This window comes from Mycolicibacterium hippocampi, assembly GCF_010723735.1.
Lineage (GTDB): Bacteria > Actinomycetota > Actinomycetes > Mycobacteriales > Mycobacteriaceae > Mycobacterium > Mycobacterium hippocampi.
The window spans coordinates 5,456,762-5,474,457 of record NZ_BLLB01000002.1; the positions used below are offsets into that span (position 1 = coordinate 5,456,762).

Sequence of the window (17,696 nt, forward strand, 5' to 3'; positions counted from 1 at the left end):
GAGAGCCTAACGGTCCATACTTCTGCATTTCAAAGACTTAAGTCAGATTGAGAAGTACGTTAGCCGCGGTTACCGTTGGTCTGATGAAGGAGCCGAGATCGCTGTTGGACGTCGCCCCGGTGATGCCCGTGATCAGCGTGCGCAACGCGTCTGACGCCTCCGTCGCGGTGCCGATCGCCCGGGCACTCACCGCGGCGGGACTGCCGCTTGTCCAGGTGGCGATCGACTCGCCCGGCTCACTGCGGGCCATCGAGCTGATCGCGACCGAGGCGCCGGAGGTCATCGTCGGGGCCGGCGGGGTCGGCGACGTCGACCAGCCGGCACGAGCCTGCTCGGCGGGCGCCGAGTTCCTGATCGCCACGGGCGGAGGCGCACCGCTGCGGACGGCGATGTGTGCGACCGAACTGCCACATCTACCCGCTGCCAAGTCCGCCACCGAAGCCATGGAGCTGCTCGAGGACGGCTACACCGACATGGTGCTGCACCCCGCCACGGCTGTCGGCGGCGTGCGGTACCTCAGGGCGCTCGCAGCATTCGTGCCCGCTGCCCGGTTCTGCCCTTCTGGCGGGATCACCGCTGCGCAGCTGACGGGCTACCTGACGGCGCCCAACGTCGGGTGCGTCAGCGCGGACTGGCTCACGCCGGCAGACGCCGTCCGCCGCCGCGACTGGGATCGGATCCGTCGCCTGGCCGAAACCACGCTGACGCTCGGCAAACCCACCGTCGACGTCCTTCGAGCACTGTGACCGCGACCCTGGACCGCGCGTCCGGCCCGGTGTCGGTGGTGGCACCGGACCCCGTGGTGCGCTGGCTCGCGGTGGTCGCCCTGGCGCTCGGTGGGTTCGGCATCGGCACCACCGAGTTCGTGGCGATGGGCCTGCTGCCGGACATCGCCAGCGGCCTGGGCGTATCCGAACCCACTGCCGGGCATGTCATCTCCGCGTACGCGATGGGTGTGGTGGTCGGCGCCCCGCTGATCGCCGCGGTCACCGCGCGGATGGCGCGCCGGAGGCTACTGCTCGGGTTGATGGCGGTCTTCACCGTCGGGAACCTGGCCAGCATGCTGGCGCCGTCCTACGAGTCGCTCATCGCCGCACGGTTCCTGGCGGGCCTGCCACACGGCGCCTTCTTCGGCGTCGCCGCGATGGTCGCCGCCCACCTAATGGGTCCGCGCAACCGAGCCAGGGCGGTCGCCCATGTGATGTCCGGACTGACGATCGCGACGGTGCTCGGTGTGCCGATGGCGTCGTGGCTGGGCCAGACACTCGGTTGGCGAGCTGCGTTCGGCCTGGTCGTCGGCGTCGGCGTGGTCACCCTGACCGCACTGTGGTTCTGGCTTCCGTTCCAGTTGCGATTCATGCCGGCCACCAGCCCGATGACCGAACTCGGTGCGCTGCGCCGGGTGCAGGTCTGGCTGGCGCTGGTGGTGGGCATGATCGGATTCGGTGGCATGTTCGCCGTGTACACCTACATCGCCACCACCATGACCGATGTCGCCGGGCTGTCGCGCGCGTTGGTTCCGGTGGCGCTTATGGTGTTCGGCCTCGGGATGGTCGTCGGGAACCTGGTCGGTGGCCGATTGGCCGACCACTCGGTGATCCGGGCGCTCTACCTGTCGATGGGCTCACTGGGTGCCGCGCTCGCCGCCTTCAGCGTCGCGTCGCACAACCCGTGGGCCGCGCTGGTGTTGCTCTTCGCGATCGGCGCCTCTGGCTCGGCGGTCGCCCCGGCCCTGCAGACCAGGCTGATGGACGTCGCCCACGACGCACAGACGCTGGCCGCATCGCTGAATCACTCGGCGCTCAATGTCGGCAACGCCACCGGCGCCCTGGTGGGTGGCCTGGTGATCGCAGCGGGCCTGGGCTACACGGCGCCCGCCGCTGCCGGTGCACTGCTGGCGCTCGCGGGGATCGCGGTGCTGACGGTGTCGGTGCTGCTGGAGAGGCGCTCGGTCTCGTCTATGCCGGCCTGACGCCCAGCTTCGCGACCTACAATCCGGTCGTCCCAACAGAAGGGCCGAAGCCGTGGAGGAGCCTCCGTGACCGTCAGTCTCGACGAGATCCGGGTCGCCGATCCAGTGCAGGCCTGGACGCAGGCGGGGTTCGCGGTGGGTTCCGACGCGGTCTGCCGGCTCGGTGGCGTAGGCATCAGGCTGGTCGGACGCGACCGCGGCTCCGGCATCGTCGGGTGGTCGTTGCGGGGGCTGCCACCCGGCCGCTCGATCGATGACCTCGACGGTGTCCCGACGACGCGGTCAGACGCGGCTCCGGGCACACCGGGCACGCACGCCAACGGCGTTCTCGCGATCGACCATGTTGTACTGCTTTCGCCGGATCTGGGTCGCACGGTCGAGTCGCTGGCAGCCGTCGGTGTGGAGCCGCGACGGGAACGCGACGGTGAGCTCGGCGGACGGCCGATCCGCCAGATCTTCTTCCGGCTCGGCGAGATGATCATCGAGGTCGTCGGTTCGCCGGACAGCACCGGCAAGGATCCGTCCACTCTCTGGGGAATCACCTACGTCGTCGCAGACATCGACGCCACAGCCGCGTTTTTCGGTGACCGCGCCGCACCGGTCAAGGACGCGGTCCAGCCCGGGCGCCGGATCAGCACGCTGCGCCATGACCAACTCGGGATATCGGTACGTACGGCCGTGATCTCGGCGCCCGTCCGAGACGCCGAGGCGCGTCGCTGAGCCGGCCAGCCGACCGGATTGCCTATCCTCGGCGCATGACCGAACCCGCGGACCGCGGCCCCGTCTTCGACGGCGTCCGAGTCGGCAGGCCCGCAACCGGCGCGCTTGTCGACGCCGGTTACCGCACCCTTGCGGATCTGCCGGCGGATCTCGAAGCGCTGCTCGCTCTTCACGGCGTGGGGCCGAAAGCTGTGCGTCTGCTCGGACAAGCCCTGGGGGACTTGTGAGCGACCATGTCGTGGTCATCCACACCGACGGCGGGTGCCGGCCCAACCCCGGCCCGGGCGGCTGGGGCGCGGTGTTGCGCCACCGTGAGCACGTCCGCGAGATGTACGGCGGCGAATCCGGTGAGACCAGCAACAACCGGATGGAGTTGACCGCGCCGATCATGGCGCTCGAGGCGCTCACCAGACCGGTGGTGGTGCATCTGTACACCGACAGCACCTACGTGCGCAACGGCATCACCAAGTGGGTGCTCGGCTGGGAACACAACGGCTGGATGACGGCCGCGAAGCAGCCGGTGAAGAACGTGGATCTGTGGCAGCGACTCCAGATCGCCTGCGCGCTGCACTCAGTCGAGTGGTTCTGGGTGAAGGGTCATTCTGGAGTCGCCGACAACGAGTTGGCCGATCAACTGGCGACGCGCGGCATGCAACAAGCCATCGGCACTGGCCGAGATCACCCGACCGCGCTGTAGGCGTAAACTGTTGTCCTACAGCATATTCCATGCACGCCCTTAGCAGAGTGCACCTCCCCTCCTTTGGGAACGCGGAGGTGCACTCTGTGAAGCACGCGGCTGTCAGGCTGCTTGGTTTTCTGGTGGTGCGGGGCCGCCGGGTTCGCCGGGTTCGCCGGTGCGGGTCGCTTCGGTGGGCTCGCCGGGTTCAGTGGTGCGGGCCGCTTCGGGCTCGCCCCGCTTTCCGGTGGTCTCCGCACGCGTGGGCTCTTCTGGTGGGTTGAGGAGTCGTTCGGGGAGGTGGTGGTAGTTGATCCGGGTCTGGCCGGTGTCCAAGGGTGGCGGCGGGATCCATTCGACCTCGCAGCGTTCGTTCATCCGGGTGCGCCAGCCGCCGTCGGTGTCCACAGCGCGGTTATCAGGCCCGCACGCCAAACCCATCTCGTCGACGTTGGTGTTCCCGCCGTCAGCCCAGTCAGCAGCGGCGTGATGGGCCTGGCAGCCGTAAGCACCCACGGTGCAGCCCGGTTTGGTGCAACCCCCATCGCGGGCGATCAGCATGATCCGCTGCGCCGGGGACGCGACCCGTTTCGCCCGGAACAACGCCAACGCCGAGCCGGTGGCTTTGTCGAACACCGCCAGGTGATGGTTGGCGTGCGCACCCATCCGGATCACGTCGGCGATCGGCACCACCGTGCCCCCACCGCTGACACCGACCCCGGCACGCGATTCCAGATCCTGCAAGGTGGTGCGGATGATGACCGCGACCGGTAACCCGTTGAGCGTGCCGAGTTCCCCGCTCATCAACGCGATCCGCCCCACCACCACCAGCGCGTCGTGCTGGCGCTGGGCCAGGCTGCGGTGATCATTGTCGATCTGAGCTTGCGACGGCGTCCCCGAGGTGCACGGTTCAGGGTCGTCGGGGTTGCACATGCCTGGGGCGGCGTACTTGGCGAAGATCGCCTCCCACACCACCGCGGCCTCGGGGCTCAACTCCCCGGTGACCGGGGTCATCGCATCACCGCGCTGCTTACCCAGCCTCACTCCGCGTTTGCGGGCCCGCTCGGCGTCATCAGGCACCGGGCCGTCCTGATCGAGCAGAAACAACCTCAACGCGGCGGTGTCTTTGAGAGCCTTGGGTCCCACCCCGGCCGCGACCCGCACCAAATCGACTTCGAACTGCCCACGGGTCGCGGCGTCGACGAACCCCGGCAGCCGGTTCACCGCGTGACGGATCACCGCGACATGCTCGGCGTTGATCAATCCCAACGCCCGGGCGGCCGCAGTCGCCGGCAGCGCTGCGGGCAGCGGCTCTCCGGTCACCGTGCGCCGCGGCGCCAACACCGCCGCCTCGCCCAGGCGGCGGTGGGCTTCGCCGTGGGAGATCCGCCACCGGATCGCCAACACGTCCTTCCAGGATTTGGCGCCCAGCTGCTGCGGAGTCGCCTCGACCTGCAACCGGGCCAACAACCGATCCCGCAACCCCGGCAGTTGACACCACAACGTCTCCAACTCATCGAGCGAGTCGATCAGCTCAGCACGGGTCAACAGGTCGATATCGCAGGCGGCCACCGCATCAAAAGCAGCCCGCAACGCGGCCACCGCCTCCTGCAAAACCATCCCCGTACCCGACATGACTCGAACATACATTCGACCACCGACAATTTTCGGCGGGCGAAGTGTCCCGACGTATTCGCATCAACCGGCGGCGCCGCAGAGCGCGGGCGCCTCTCGTGGGGTGTAGAGCATCACCCAGTGGTCGCGCTCGGGATCGTGCAGCACCTCACTGTCGAAAATCAGCCAGCCACGGGGTCGGATGGCGTAGTCGTTTGACCGCTGACCGCCGCGCACCGACCTCACCTCGCTCCCACTGGGCGCGGAATGCCGGGCTGGTCGCAGAGAGCTCGCCGAGCAGCGCATGCAGGTACTCATCGTCCGGGTACCGACTCAGCGCCGACCGTAATTGCGCCGTTGCCTCGCTGGCGAGTTGGTCGATCCCGTCCTCGCCGAGGACGTCGCGAAGCGGTCCAGCCATGAAGCACTGGTAGACGATGTTGCGGCCGTACGTTCCCCCCGCCGAAAGCGGGCCGAAGAGCTCCGCCGCAGCGGCGTTGTGCGCCAACAGGTCCAGGCGCCCGTCGTGAACGGTGATCGGCGTGGTGTCGCCGAGACTGCGCATCAACCGCAGCAGGCCCGGCCGTACCTCGGTGCCGGGCGCGTCGGGTTCAGGGGGCAACTCACCGGCGAGTCGGAACAGGTGCGCGCGTTCGACGTCCGACAGCTCGAACGCTCTCGCCAAGGCCCCGAGGATCTCTCGCGACGGGCGTGGCGACCGGCCCTGCTCGAGCCGGGTGTAGTACTCGACCGAGATTCCGGCGACGTCGGACAGCTCCTGGCGGCGCAGCCCCGGAACCCGCCGCTGCGACGCCCGCGCCCCGCCCGGCGGATTCGGCGGCGCCATCTGGGCGCGCCGGTGACGCAGGTACTCCCCGAAGTCCGCCCGGTCGTTGTTGGTCACGTGGCCGTCACTTCACCATTGTGCCTGCGGCCGCGTGCGGCGGAGTCCCATGAGCATGGCCCTACCGATACCAGGCTCGGCGGGGTCTTCCCCACCCGACCGTGGTGCCGCACATTCAGCACATGAACACAACCACCGAGACCATCGTCATGACCGGCGCCACAAGGGGAATCGGTTTCCGAGCGGCACAGGACATCCTGCGCCGCAGTCCCGGGACCCACCTGGTGCTCCTGGCGCGAGAAAACACCGGCGCCGAGGCACTGCACCGTTTGCACGAGATCTCACCGGAGGTCTCGATGATCAGCACCGATCTCGCGAGCAAGGCGAGCATCGAGACTGCCGCAGCACAGCTGGAAGACCGTCTCGACGGAGGTGAGCTGTCCCCTCTGCGGGGCGTGGTCTGCAACGGTGGCGTCCACCTCGCCGACGCGCTCCACACCACCGTGGACGGGTACGAGACGACCTTCGCCGTCAACGTCCTGTCGACACACCTGCTCCTTCGACGACTGCACCCGCACCTCCGTGCGCCGACACGCATCGTCGTCACGGTCAGCGACGCCCACTTCGGCGACTTCCGGCACACTGCCGGCACACTGCCACCACCGCGATGGTCGACGCCCGAGATTCTCGCCCACCCGGGCGCGTTCGACCGACCCGACCGCGTCCGCGCGGGCCGCCGTGCTTATGCGACGAGCAAGCTGGCCGGTATCCACCTCGTACACGAATGGGCCCGCCGCCTACCCGAAGCCATCAATATCGTCTCCTACAACCCGAGTCTGGTGACGGGCACCGGGCTCGCGCGCGATGCGGGCGGGGCATTCCCGTTCCTGATGAAATGGATCGTCCCGGTCCTGGAGGCCACACCCATCGTGGACACCGCACCGGTCGCCGGTCGAAAGCTTGCCGATGTGGTCCTCGGTGTGACAACAGCTCCCACCGGCGCCTACATCCACCGCACTCAGGCCACGGCGTCATCCGCCGAGTCGTACGACACCGATCGCGAACGGGAACTATGGGACTGGATGGAACAGGCGAGCGCTTCTGATGCTCGCTAGGACTCCCACCTGACGGACGGAGAGGCCATGCGGGGTTCCAGCCGCGATGTGTGGGCCGCCTGGCTGTCGACAACTGATCGCCACGCGCGCCACCCGCGGCGGCGCCGCCTCGGGACACCTCAGGCAGCTCGGCAAGTCCTTCACGAAGCTCGGCACCCTGATCGAAGACGGCTTGGACGCTTCGCAGCGCGCCGCGCTCGGTGATCTACTGCTCACCACGGTGCGCGGCCTGGTCGCGACGCAGTTGATCATGTCCAGTGATGTTGAGACTGGCGACAGCAGAAGGGTTCTCATTGAGGTGATAAGCACCTACCGCGACCGAGAACAACAACCGGCCTATCCGTTTGATGCCAGCAGACCTGCGAGATTTTGCGCGTCGGCAATGCCCAGGAGCCGCTCGGTCGAGAGCATCCGGTACCAGATCACCCCGAATACGACGTCGCCAATGAGCTCACCGCGGACGGTCGCAGGCAGATCGCCTCGTCCTTCAGCGCGACTGACGATCTGGAACAACGCGGCACGACGTCGCTCGAGAAACTCTTCTCGAAACCGCAATAACAGGTCAGGGTTCTGCTGCGCCTCCGCCATCAAGCTTCGCAACGCCCGTCGAACTCCTTGTGGGCGAAGGAGCTTGAAGGTCTGATTGAGGAAATGGAGCAGGTCCTCCTCGTATGAACCATGATCCGAGGTGGAGATCTGCGCCTCCGCTCGCGCCGCAAGCGACTCGAGGAGGATGTCCCCTTTTGTCGGCCACCACCGGTAGATCGTCTGCTTGCTCACTCCGGCCCGCGCCGCGATGCCTTCGATTGTGAACTCCTGGGCATCTTCGGCCACCAGATCGAATGCAGCATTCAAGATCGCGAATCGGCTCTCTTCGCTTCGCCGCCGTCCACGCCGTCGCGGCTCTTCGCTGTTCACACTCGGAGCCTACTGAATAACGGTGCGTTGCGTCTCGCAAACGTGTAGTCTGATTTTCGAGACGCAACGCACCGCAAATAGGAGGCATCGTGACGGACCGTGTGCTGAATGGAAACGTCGTTCTGGTCACCGGCGCATCGAGCGGGATCGGTACCGCCGCCGCGGAAAGGCTCGCCGGGGCGGGAGCCAGGGTCGCCCTCGTGGCGCGGCGGGCCGACAAGCTCGAACAACTAGCCGAGCGGCTGCGGGCTCAAGGACACGAGGCATTGGTGATGTCTGCTGACCTCACCGATGCGGGAAACGCACAAAGGGCAGTCGACCGGACTGTCGAGGAGCTCGGCCGCCTCGACACCTTGGTGAACGCCGCTGGCGTCATGCTGAACGGTGCATCCGAGGAGTCACCGCTCGAAGAGTGGGACCGAATGGTCGACATCAACCTCCGCGGACTGATGTACGTGACCAAGGCGGCATTGCCGCATCTTCTCGTCGCTGCCCGGGACAGCCCGCGCTCCGTGGCTGACGTGGTGAACATTTCGTCCGTTGCCGGACGCGTCGCGGCCCCGACGGTCGCGATCTACAACGCCACGAAGTTCGCCGTGACGGGCGCGACCGAAGCATGGAGACAGGAGTTCACCAAGCGCAACGTCCGCTTCTCGGTGATCGAGCCCGGTCGCACCCAGACCGAATTGTTCGACCAGAAGGCTAATTCCGATGCGGATTTTGAAGCGGCGTTCGGCGCAGTGGAGCAATTGCACGCGCAGGACATCGCCGAAGCGATCGCATACATCGTCACCCAACCGCGTCGCGTCGCCGTGAACGAGATCGTCATTCGACCCACCGATCAGCCGTAGCGGGACCCGGCACTCACCACGAAAGGACGTCATACATGACCTCGAAATTGGCCGGAACGGTCGCCCTCGTCACCGGCGCCAGCAGCGGTATCGGTGCTGCCACGGCCCGCCACCTCGCTGAGCACGGAGCCGCGATCGCGCTTGTCGCCCGACGCAAAGACCGCCTAGTCACACTCGCCGCAGACATTGAACGCGACGGTGGTGCGGCGATGGCCGTGGAAGCAGACATCAGCGACCGCACGCAGGCTGAAGCCGCTGTCGGACAGGCAGTCGAACGATTCGGCCGACTGGACATCGTCGTCAACAACGCGGGCCTCATGCTGCTGGGACCTGTCGCCGGTGCGGACGCCCGGGAGTGGGATCGCATGATCGCCGTCAACGTCAACGGCCTGCTGAACACCACGCATGCTGCACTGCCGCACCTGCTGGCGGCCGCGGAGGACGGACCGCGTGGAGTCGCGGACATCGTGAACGTCAGCTCGGTCGCGGGCCGCAATGCCAGCGAGGGATACGGCGTGTACAACCTCACAAAGTTCGGCGTGAACGGCTTCACCGAATCCCTTCGGCAAGAAGTCACCCGACGTCACCTCCGAGTGGGTGTCATCGAGCCCGGTGGAGTGGACACCGAACTCGGTTCGCACAACAGCAGCGAGATCCGGTCGCAGATCATCGAGCCGTTCAACGCAAGCGTCGAGGCGTTGTCGCCCGACGATATCGCAGACAGCATCGGCTATATGGTCACCAGACCCCGCCATGCCTCGATCGGCGAGCTATGGATCATGCCGACTGAACAACTCGCTTAGCTTCCTAGAGCCTCTGAGCACCGCGCACCCTCTGAGGACGTTGCATCAGGTGCAGTATTGATGCGCCGGAGCCAGAGCGGTCGACCTCGCCCAGACTCAGCGATCCTCTCGGTCCCGGTCCGGGTTGCGGTCGGCCCAGTGCGCGGCGAGCGCCGCGCCGTAGAACCACCCGACCAACACAGGGCGATCAACGCCCGTCACGGCTACGACTGCGTCGACATCGCGTAGACACCCTTCGAAGGAGTAGTCCATCGGACGCTTCGACCTGCCGCGAGCTCGCTCGTCGTAGGTGCCGTGTCTCCACCGTGGGCCGAGTTCGGCCACGACGCGACGCCACGAACGCTGGCTGGCGTAGGAACCTCGAGATCACCGACAACGCCGCGTCGTCGACGGGCACCATCTTGCTTGTCGACTGCCCTGAAGCTATTCCCACACCACCTCGTCGGGGGTCTTGTCCGAACGCAGACCCCGCCAGCTCGGTTGGCGCAATCGGCCGTCCGAGGTGCGCTCGCTGTAGCGCACCTCCCCCACCAACTCCGGCCGGACGAAGGTCACACCCTTCGCGTCGGGACCGGTAAGCCTTGCAGCAAAAGGTGATTCGTCGGTGTGCAGCGGAGCCAGCGTCTTCTTCAGATTGGCGAGTTCCTTGTCACTGAAGCCGGTGCCCACCCTCCCGACGAACTGCAAACCGTCCTGGCCGGGGATGCCGAGCATCAACGCCCCCAGCCCGCTGCTGCGGCCGCCGGTCCCCTCGCGCCAGCCACCGATCACCACCTCCTGGGTGTTCCAGATCTTGTCCTTGATCCACGACGACGACCGTCGGCCCGGTTGGTAGGCGGAGTCGCGTTTCTTGGCGATGACGCCCTCCCACCGCTTCTCCCGGGCGAACTCGAGGGCTTCGGGCCCGTCACCGTCCAGCGCGTCGGGCACGATCAGACCGCCGCCCTCGGCGAGCGCCTCGAGCAACCGCCTGCGGTCGGAGTACTTGGCCCGCATCAGCGATCGCCCGTCGAGATGAAGGATGTCGAAGGCCCAGAACTCCACCCGGGTGGAGCGCGCCCGGTTCTGCATCTCACCGAAGCTGGGCACCCCGGACTCGTCGAGCGCCACCGCTTCACCGTCGAGGATCACATGGTGATCGGCGAGGTCGGCCGCCAGCGCCTGCAGTTGCGGGTACTCGGCGGTTACGTCGCGGCCTCGCCGGGAGCGCAGCGTGAGCCGGCCCCGGTCGGCATCGACGAGCAACCGGTAGCCATCCCATTTGCCCTCGAAGGCCCACTGGGCCGACTTGAGCCGCTGCACCGAACCCTCGGTGGCCAGCATGGGTGCGAGATCGGCTGCCGTCGGCCGTTTCTGCTCCTTCATCCGGTGGGCCAGCCAGTTCTTGCCGTCGGTCTGGATCAACGCGTAGCGGCCGTCGATCTTCTCCCCGTGAAGTGTCACGATCACCTCGCCGCCCTTGTCCGGGCCGTCCGGTGCGTTGTCGTTGAACTTCTCGGTCTCGTAGGTGCCGGTGTCCCAGACATGGACCTGACCACCCCCGTACTCGCCCTTGGGGATCTCGCCGGCGAAGGTCAGGTACTCCATCGGGTGGTCCTCGGTGTGCACGGCGAGATGGTTGACCGACGGCCTGTCGGGCAGGTTCTTCGGCACGGCCCAACTGACCAGCACGCCATCGCGTTCCAGCCGGAAGTCGTAGTGCAGCCGCCTGGCGTGGTGTTCCTGGATGACGAACTTGTCGTTGTTGCCGACGGTCGGCGCCGTTGCGGGAACGGGCTCCGGGGTCTTGGCGCTGTCCCGCATCCCGCGGTAGGTGGTCAGACGATCGGAGGCCGGCAACCACGGATCGAGGTCGGCGAGCAGATCGCCGTCGCGGTCCAACCGGTCGAGCACCTCGTCGAAGGTCAGATGACGCAGGTCGGGATCGGAGATCTCGTCCCAGCTCCGTGGTGCGGCGACCGTCGGATGTTCGCGTCCGCGAAGCGAATACGGCGCGATCGTGGTCTTGTTGCCGTTGTTCTGGCTCCAGTCCACAAACACCTTGCCCGCACGAAGGCTCTTGGTCATCGTCGCGGTGACCTTTGTGGGCATCGCCTGCTCGAGCTGCTGAGCCACCCTCTTCGCGAGCAGCGACGCCCCCCGCGAGCTGATCGGGTCCTGCAGCGGCACATAGAGATGCAGGCCCTTGCTTCCACTGGTCAGCGGGAAGGTCCGCAGGCCGATGTCGGTGATCAGGTCACGCACCTCGTGGGCCACCTCGCAGAGTTGGCGCATCGTGACGCCCTCGCCGGGGTCGAGGTCGAACACGATTCGCGTCGCCGGACCCATCTGACCGTTCACGAAACGCCACTGCGGTACATGCACTTCCAGCGCCGCCTGCTGGGCGATCCAGGCCAACCCCTCGATGCTGTCGATCACCGGGTAGGTGGTGCTTCCGGACTTGTGCACGATCGTGGCGCGGTCCAGCCAGTCCGGAGCCGACGAGGCCAGCTGCTTCTCGAAGAAGGACGCCTGTTCCACCCCGTTGGGCCAGCGCTTGCGGGTCACCGCCCGGCCCGCGATGTGGGGCAGCATCGCCTCGGCCACGCCGACGTAGTAGTCGAACACCTGGCCTTTGGTGGTGCCGGTCGCCGGATACAGCACCTTGTCCGGGTTGGTCAGCCGCACCCGGTCATAGCCGTCCACGATCCCAACGTATACCCGCGTCAGACCCGTCCTCGTACAGATCTGTACGGCGTTCCCCGCAGATGTGGCCGGGTCAGTCGAGCCGTTCTCCGGTCGTCGGGTGGAACAGGTGTACCGCGCCGTCGGGATGGCGGCGCAGCGTGACCTCGTCGGCGAGCCGAGGTGCGGTACGCGGATTGCAGCGCGCCACGAGTTCCACGCCCGAGCCGGCACCTGCGTGGGTGTAGACGTAGGCCTCGCTCCCGAGGTCCTCCACCAGGTCGACGACGACCGGCACCCCGTCGCCGTCGCTGAGCTCGAGTTGCTCGGGGCGTATCCCGACGGTGACCTCCGTCAGGCCGGCTTCGCTCAGGGTGGTCAGCTGTGCCCGCTCCAGCTCGATCGTCGAGTTCTCGCCCACCCGCACGCCCTCGGCCGTGATCGGCAGCGTCACCAGGTTCATCGCGGGCGAACCGATGAAGCCGGCGACGAACGCGTTGGCCGGATGGTCGTAGAGCTCGTTCGGCGACGCGAACTGCTGCAGCTTGCCGTGCCGAAGGACCGCCACCCGATCGCCCATCGTCATCGCCTCGACCTGGTCGTGCGTCACGTAGACGGTGGTGGTGCCGAGTCGTTGTTGCAGCGCCGCGATCTGGGTGCGGGTCTGCACCCGCAACTTGGCGTCCAGGTTGGACAGCGGCTCGTCCATACAGAACACCTGGGGCTCACGCACGATGGCACGGCCCATGGCCACGCGCTGGCGTTGACCGCCCGACAACTTGGCCGGTTTGCGGTCCAGGAAGTCGGTCAGGTCCAGGATCTTCGCCGCCTCCTCGACCTTGCGGCGTCGTTCGTCCGACGACACCCCGCGTAACTTCAAGGCAAAGCCCATGTTCTCCGCGACGGTCTTGTTCGGATAGAGGGCGTAGTTCTGGAAGACCATCGCGATGTCGCGGTCCTTGGACGGCACGCCGGTCATGTCCTTGCCGCCGATGAGTATGGCGCCCTCGTCGATGTCCTCGAGTCCGGCCAGCATGCGCAGCGCGGTGCTCTTGCCCGAACCCGAGGGCCCGACCAGGACGACGAACTCACCGTCGGCGATGTCGAGGTCGAGCCCGTCGACCGCGAGCTTGTCCGAACCTTCGTAGATGCAAGTGGCGTTCTGATAGCTGATCGTTGCCATGTTCGTGCGTGTCTTTCTTTTCTCGAGTGGGTGACGGGTGGACTACTTGATGGCGCCGAACGACAAGCCGCGGACCAGCTTGTTCTGAGCGAACCAACCGCACAGGATCACCGGCAGTGCGGCCATGGTTGCGGCCGCCGAGAGAACGGCCCAGTACTGCCCCTCACCGGCGATGAACCCGACCAGGTAGACCGGCATCGTCTGGGCGTTCACCGCGGTCAGGTTCACCGCGAAGAAGAACTCGTTCCAGGAAAAGATCACGCAGATCAGGGCGGTGGCGGCGATGCCGGGCGAGACGAGCGGGAGGATGACCTCGCGCACCGACCGCCAGAGGCTGGCGCCGTCCAAACTCGCTGCCTCGATCAGTTCGGCGGGAACCTCCAGGAAGAACGACCGCATCATCCACACCGCGATCGGCAGGTTCATCGCGGTGTAGAGGATGACCAACGCCCAGATGTTGTCCAGTAGACCGATATTGGAGACGATCACATACAGCGGCAGGATCACCGCGACGATGGGCAGCATCTTGGTGCTCATGAAGAAGAACAGCGCGTCCTGGGTCTTGCGCACCGGTCGCAGCGACAGCGCGAAGGCCGCGGGCACACCCAGCAGTAGCACCAGGAGGGTCGAGATACCTGTCGCCAGTACCGAATTCAGCACGGTTGGCCCGATTCCTTGGGCGAACACCTCCTTGAACTGGTCCAGCGTCGGGGTGAAGAGGATCGTCGGCGGGTTGGTCGCGGCGTCGCCTTCCTGTTTGAACGCGGTCAGCACCATCCACAGCACCGGGAAGAAGAAGCCGAGACCCACCAGCCAGGCCACTACGCCCCACGGGTCGACCTTGCGGCTCTTCTTCTTCGATGCGCGGGATAGCACCGTCGTCGGTGTGTCGTTCTCGAGTGAGGAGTCCTGTGCTCCCCGTGTGCGCGGCGTGGTCATGTCAGGCTGCCTCTTCCTTTCCGGAGAACGACTTGAAGATCAACCGCAGTGCGACGCTGGCGATCGCGATGGTGAACACCACGACCACCACGCCCATCGCCGCTGCCTGGCCCATATCGAAGCCCAGGAAGGCGCGCTGGTAGATGTAGAACGGCAGGTTCGCGCTGGCGATGCCGGGCCCGCCCTGGGTCATCATGTAGATGGCGTCGAAGGTGTTCACCAGATAGATCGCACCGAGTACGACGCCCAGCTCGATGAAGCGCCGAAGATGGGGCAGCGTCAGCTCACGGAAGACCTGAAATGCTCCCGCGCCGTCGACGCGACCGGCTTCGAGGATGTCGCGGGGCATCGACTGCAATCCGGCCAGAATCAGCAGCATCATGAACGGTGTCCACTGCCAGATCAGTTCGACCATCACCATCGCCAGCGGGAACTGGCCGATCCAGTCCACCGGACCGATGCCGACCAGCGACAGCACCCAGTTCAAGATGCCGTTCGTCGGGTCGAGAATCGTCGTCTTCCAGATCAGCGCAGCGGCAACTGGTGTGACGAGGAACGGGGTGATGAGCAGGGTCCGGACTATCCCGCGGCCGAGGAATGCGCGGTCCAGCAGCAGCGCCAGCAGCAGCCCCAGGGTGGCGGAGATCAGCACCACGCCCACGATGAGCACGACCGTGTTGAAGGCCACCGTCCAGAACTGGCTGTCCCGGACGACCGCGAGGTAATTGTTGAAGCCGACGAACTCGCGGGAGCCGGGCCGGACGAGGTTCCACGATTGCGTCGAGTAGTACAGCGTGAAAAGGAACGGAATCTGCGTGACGACGATCATGAAGATCAGCGCCGGCAGCAGAGGCCCGCGCCTGCGCCAGCCTTCCGCGCGGCTCACGCCGACGTTCTGCGCCGCACGGATCTTGCGAACCCGCTCTGCCACGTCCTTGTCGCCGGCCTCCGGTTCGGTGTCAGCGGTAACGGTCATCACTTCTCCTGGTAGGTCCGGCCGACGACCTCGGCGTATTCCTGTGCTTGGGCTAGCGCGTCGTCCACCGATTTCTGACCGGCGATCGCGGCGCTGATCTGCTGACTGACCCGGGTGCCGAGATCCTGGAATTCTGGGATGCCGACGAACTGGACGCCCGTGTACGGCACCGGCTGCACGGTCGGCTGTTCCGGGTCGGCGTTCTCGATCGAGCGCAGCGTCAGTGGCCCGTAGGACTCCGAGATCGCCTCGTATTCGGGCAGTTCGGTATAGGTCGAGGTCCGGCTACCCGGCGGGACGCGGGCCCAGCCCAGCTCCTCCCCCACCAGCCGCATGTAGTCCTTGTCGGTCATCCAGGAGATGAAGTCCCAGGCACCGTCTGGGTTCTTGGCAGCCTTCGGAATCCCCAGCGCCCAGGTGTAGAGCCAGCCGGAATCCGGCTTCTCGGCGACCGGCGCGGGCAGATAGCCGATCTTGCCGACCAGGTCCGGGTAGGACTGCGGGTCCTCCAGCACCGACACCGCCGACGTGGCGTCGTACCACATTGCGGTCTGGCCCTGGCCGAACAGGTTTGCGCACTCCTGGAATCCGGTCGAGGAGGCGCCGAGTTCACCGGCGTCGTCGAGCAGGTCGACGTAGAAGTTGACGGCGCGCTTGACCTCGGGACTGTCGAGCTGGGCGTTCCACTGCTCGTCGAACCACCGCCCGCCGAAGGTGTTGATCACGGTGTTCAGGGGGGCGAGCACCTCGCCCCAGCCGGGCTTTCCGCGCAGACAGATTCCGGCGCGCTGCGGCGTCTGCAACGTCCTCGCCCAGTCCGCGACCTCCTGCCACTGTGGCTGGTAGCCGGGGCTCTGGTCGACCTCGATGCCGGCCTGCTCGAAGAGATCTTTGCGGTACATCAGGAACGACGACTCCCCGTAGAACGGAACCGCGTACATGTCACCCTCGTATGACAGGGATTCGCGCAGCGACGGGATGAAGTCGTCCTGGTCATAGCCCGGCGTCTGCTCCGCATAATCCGACAGGTTGCGCAGCCAGCCGTCCCGCGCCCACTGCGGGGTCTCGAAGTTGCTGATCATCACCACGTCGAACTCGCTACCGCCCATGGCCGTCGACATCGTGATCTTGGCGCGGGCCTGGTTCTCCGACAGCGTGACGAACTTGAGCTTGGTGCCGGGGTTCTGCGCCTCGAACTCGGTCGACAGCTCCTGCGCGTCGGTCATCTGCGAGTTCGACACCAAGGCGATCGTCACCTCGTTGTCCGACGCGCCGAGGCTCCCCGCGCCGGAGCACCCGGCTGTGAAGGTCAGCGCCGCCGCAGCCGCGCACGCCGTTATTCGGTGGAGACTTCGGCCTCGAATCTTCACAGCAACTCCCTTTCCTCTACGCCAACTTCTGGGCCAGTAGCCAACGGGCACAATCGATGTCACACACGAGCAGTTTGGCCAGACCGCCGCGCAGCACGGCCAGCGTGGCGCGGTGTTTGGTGATGCCGCTCGATATCAGCAGGGTCTTGGCGCAGGCGCGAACGTCTTCGAGGGGCGTCGACACCGCGCGGTGCTGCAGCTCACTGTCCACCGGACGTCCCTCGGTATCGAAGAACCGGCCACCGATCTCGCCGACGGCCCCCAGCGTGACGAGCTCGTCGAGCATGCGACTGTCGAGGAAGCTGCCTTCGAACAAGGTGGTCGACGTCGACACTGATCCGACGCCGAACAACATCATGTCCGCGTGACGCCCGGCCTCGAGGCTGCGGGAGATGACCGAGTCGCTGCGCATGGAGGCGACCGTCGACGCGTCGGCGTACAGCGGCGCGGGCAGCCGGATGGGCTCGGCACGGAGCGTTTCGGCGCATCTCTGCAGGATCCGGTCGGCGCCCGTCTGGTATGCCGCGCTCGACACGGCACCGTCGAGTTGCACCACCGCCCGGCAGGTTGCCACGCCCGGCGTCAGCGCCGTCGCCACCGCGACCTGCTCGGGGCCCCAGGTGAAGCCCAGGACGTCGTCGGCCTCCAGTCGCCGCATCAGCAGCGTCGCCGCGGCTCGGCCGACACTGGCGAACGCCGCCGGACGGCCCGGGGCACCCACGTCGACGCCGTGTCCGGTAACGACGACCTCGATGAGCCCGAACCGCTTCTCGAGCTCACGTTCCTCGTCGGCATGCAGGTCGTCGCGCAGGTCTGGCGGCACCGCCACCTCGATGCGGACCAATCCGCGAGCCTTCGCGCGAGCTACCAGGCGCCCCGCCGTCGGCCGGGAGACCCCCAGCCTGGCGGCGACCTCGGCCTGCGTGAGCCCGTCGAGGTAATACAGCGTGGCCGCGCGAAGCGCCAGCCGCAGGTCCTCGGCCTCCGGGCGCGGACGACGCGCCAGAGCGTCGTCACCCCGTTCGGACACAGGTACGGCCATTCTCACCTC

17 protein-coding genes and 1 pseudogene are annotated in these 17,696 nt (G+C 66.6%); 8 read left to right on the forward strand and 10 right to left on the reverse strand.

Features of this window, described 5'->3' with window-relative positions; genetic code table 11:
- Positions 1-83: 83 nt before the first annotated feature.
- From eda to rnhA, 5 genes are all read left to right on the forward strand, one after another.
- Positions 84-746, forward strand: a complete 663-nt coding sequence (gene eda / locus G6N53_RS27220; RefSeq protein ID WP_163894406.1) for a bifunctional 4-hydroxy-2-oxoglutarate aldolase/2-dehydro-3-deoxy-phosphogluconate aldolase — start codon at positions 84-86, stop codon at positions 744-746.
- Complete coding sequence (locus tag G6N53_RS27225) at positions 743-1,972, forward strand: MFS transporter (protein WP_163894409.1); 1,230 nt, start codon at positions 743-745, stop codon at positions 1,970-1,972. The genes eda and G6N53_RS27225 overlap by 4 nt, the downstream gene beginning before the upstream one ends.
- 66 nt (positions 1,973-2,038) lie before the next feature.
- Complete coding sequence (locus G6N53_RS27230; protein ID WP_163894411.1) at positions 2,039-2,692, forward strand: VOC family protein; 654 nt, start codon at positions 2,039-2,041, stop codon at positions 2,690-2,692.
- 35 nt (positions 2,693-2,727) lie between these two features.
- Positions 2,728-2,919 (forward strand): helix-hairpin-helix domain-containing protein, encoded by a 192-nt coding sequence (locus G6N53_RS27235; protein ID WP_163894413.1) that lies wholly within the window; start codon positions 2,728-2,730, stop codon positions 2,917-2,919.
- Positions 2,916-3,389 carry a ribonuclease HI gene (gene rnhA / locus G6N53_RS27240; RefSeq protein ID WP_163894415.1) on the forward strand — a complete coding sequence of 158 codons (474 nt, stop codon included), beginning with the start codon at positions 2,916-2,918 and terminating at the stop codon, positions 3,387-3,389. The genes G6N53_RS27235 and rnhA overlap by 4 nt, the downstream gene beginning before the upstream one ends.
- A 102-nt stretch (positions 3,390-3,491) precedes the next feature.
- Here the strand turns inward: rnhA and G6N53_RS27245 are convergent, their stop codons facing one another.
- Positions 3,492-5,018 carry a DUF222 domain-containing protein gene (locus G6N53_RS27245; protein ID WP_163894416.1) on the reverse strand — a complete coding sequence of 509 codons (1,527 nt, stop codon included), beginning with the start codon at positions 5,016-5,018 and terminating at the stop codon, positions 3,492-3,494.
- Positions 5,019-5,151: 133 nt separating this feature from the next.
- Positions 5,152-5,886 (reverse strand): helix-turn-helix transcriptional regulator, encoded by a 735-nt coding sequence (locus G6N53_RS27250; RefSeq protein WP_205390477.1) that lies wholly within the window; start codon positions 5,884-5,886, stop codon positions 5,152-5,154.
- A 122-nt stretch (positions 5,887-6,008) separates the two neighbouring features.
- Between G6N53_RS27250 and G6N53_RS27255 the strand changes: the two genes are divergently transcribed.
- The gene (locus tag G6N53_RS27255) at positions 6,009-6,941 is read left to right on the forward strand and encodes an SDR family NAD(P)-dependent oxidoreductase (RefSeq protein ID WP_163894418.1); all 933 of its coding nucleotides are present in this window, start codon (positions 6,009-6,011) and stop codon (positions 6,939-6,941) included.
- Between the two features lie 336 nt (positions 6,942-7,277).
- Here G6N53_RS27255 and G6N53_RS27260 read toward each other — a convergent pair whose 3' ends face one another.
- Positions 7,278-7,859, reverse strand: coding sequence for a TetR/AcrR family transcriptional regulator (locus G6N53_RS27260; protein WP_163894421.1), 582 nt, complete (start codon positions 7,857-7,859; stop codon positions 7,278-7,280).
- An 89-nt stretch (positions 7,860-7,948) separates the two neighbouring features.
- Between G6N53_RS27260 and G6N53_RS27265 the strand changes: the two genes are divergently transcribed.
- Positions 7,949-8,710, forward strand: coding sequence for an SDR family NAD(P)-dependent oxidoreductase (locus tag G6N53_RS27265; protein ID WP_163894422.1), 762 nt, complete (start codon positions 7,949-7,951; stop codon positions 8,708-8,710).
- A gap of 35 nt (positions 8,711-8,745) precedes the next feature.
- Positions 8,746-9,513: an SDR family NAD(P)-dependent oxidoreductase gene (locus tag G6N53_RS27270; RefSeq protein ID WP_163894424.1), complete on the forward strand. Its 768-nt coding sequence runs from the start codon at positions 8,746-8,748 to the stop codon at positions 9,511-9,513.
- Positions 9,514-9,609: 96 nt separating this feature from the next.
- On the opposite strand, the pseudogene G6N53_RS27275 reads toward G6N53_RS27270, so the two are convergent.
- The 7 genes and pseudogenes from G6N53_RS27275 to G6N53_RS27305 all read right to left on the reverse strand — a co-directional run.
- Positions 9,610-9,849: pseudogene (locus G6N53_RS27275) on the reverse strand (alpha/beta fold hydrolase); the annotation flags it as partial.
- Positions 9,850-9,936: 87 nt separating this feature from the next.
- On the reverse strand, positions 9,937-12,201 hold the full coding sequence (locus tag G6N53_RS27280) for an ATP-dependent DNA ligase (RefSeq protein WP_163896405.1): 2,265 nt from the start codon (positions 12,199-12,201) through the stop codon (positions 9,937-9,939).
- Between the two features lie 70 nt (positions 12,202-12,271).
- On the reverse strand, positions 12,272-13,360 hold the full coding sequence (locus G6N53_RS27285) for an ABC transporter ATP-binding protein (protein WP_163894428.1): 1,089 nt from the start codon (positions 13,358-13,360) through the stop codon (positions 12,272-12,274).
- A 42-nt stretch (positions 13,361-13,402) separates the two neighbouring features.
- Positions 13,403-14,299 carry a carbohydrate ABC transporter permease gene (locus G6N53_RS27290; RefSeq protein ID WP_205390478.1) on the reverse strand — a complete coding sequence of 299 codons (897 nt, stop codon included), beginning with the start codon at positions 14,297-14,299 and terminating at the stop codon, positions 13,403-13,405.
- A gap of 1 nt (position 14,300) precedes the next feature.
- On the reverse strand, positions 14,301-15,275 hold the full coding sequence (locus G6N53_RS27295; protein ID WP_163894431.1) for a carbohydrate ABC transporter permease: 975 nt from the start codon (positions 15,273-15,275) through the stop codon (positions 14,301-14,303).
- Positions 15,275-16,645: an ABC transporter substrate-binding protein gene (locus tag G6N53_RS27300; RefSeq protein WP_205390479.1), complete on the reverse strand. Its 1,371-nt coding sequence runs from the start codon at positions 16,643-16,645 to the stop codon at positions 15,275-15,277. The genes G6N53_RS27295 and G6N53_RS27300 overlap by 1 nt, the downstream gene beginning before the upstream one ends.
- A 16-nt stretch (positions 16,646-16,661) precedes the next feature.
- Positions 16,662-17,687 (reverse strand): sugar-binding transcriptional regulator, encoded by a 1,026-nt coding sequence (locus G6N53_RS27305; protein WP_163894433.1) that lies wholly within the window; start codon positions 17,685-17,687, stop codon positions 16,662-16,664.
- Between the last annotated feature and the right edge of the window lie 9 nt (positions 17,688-17,696).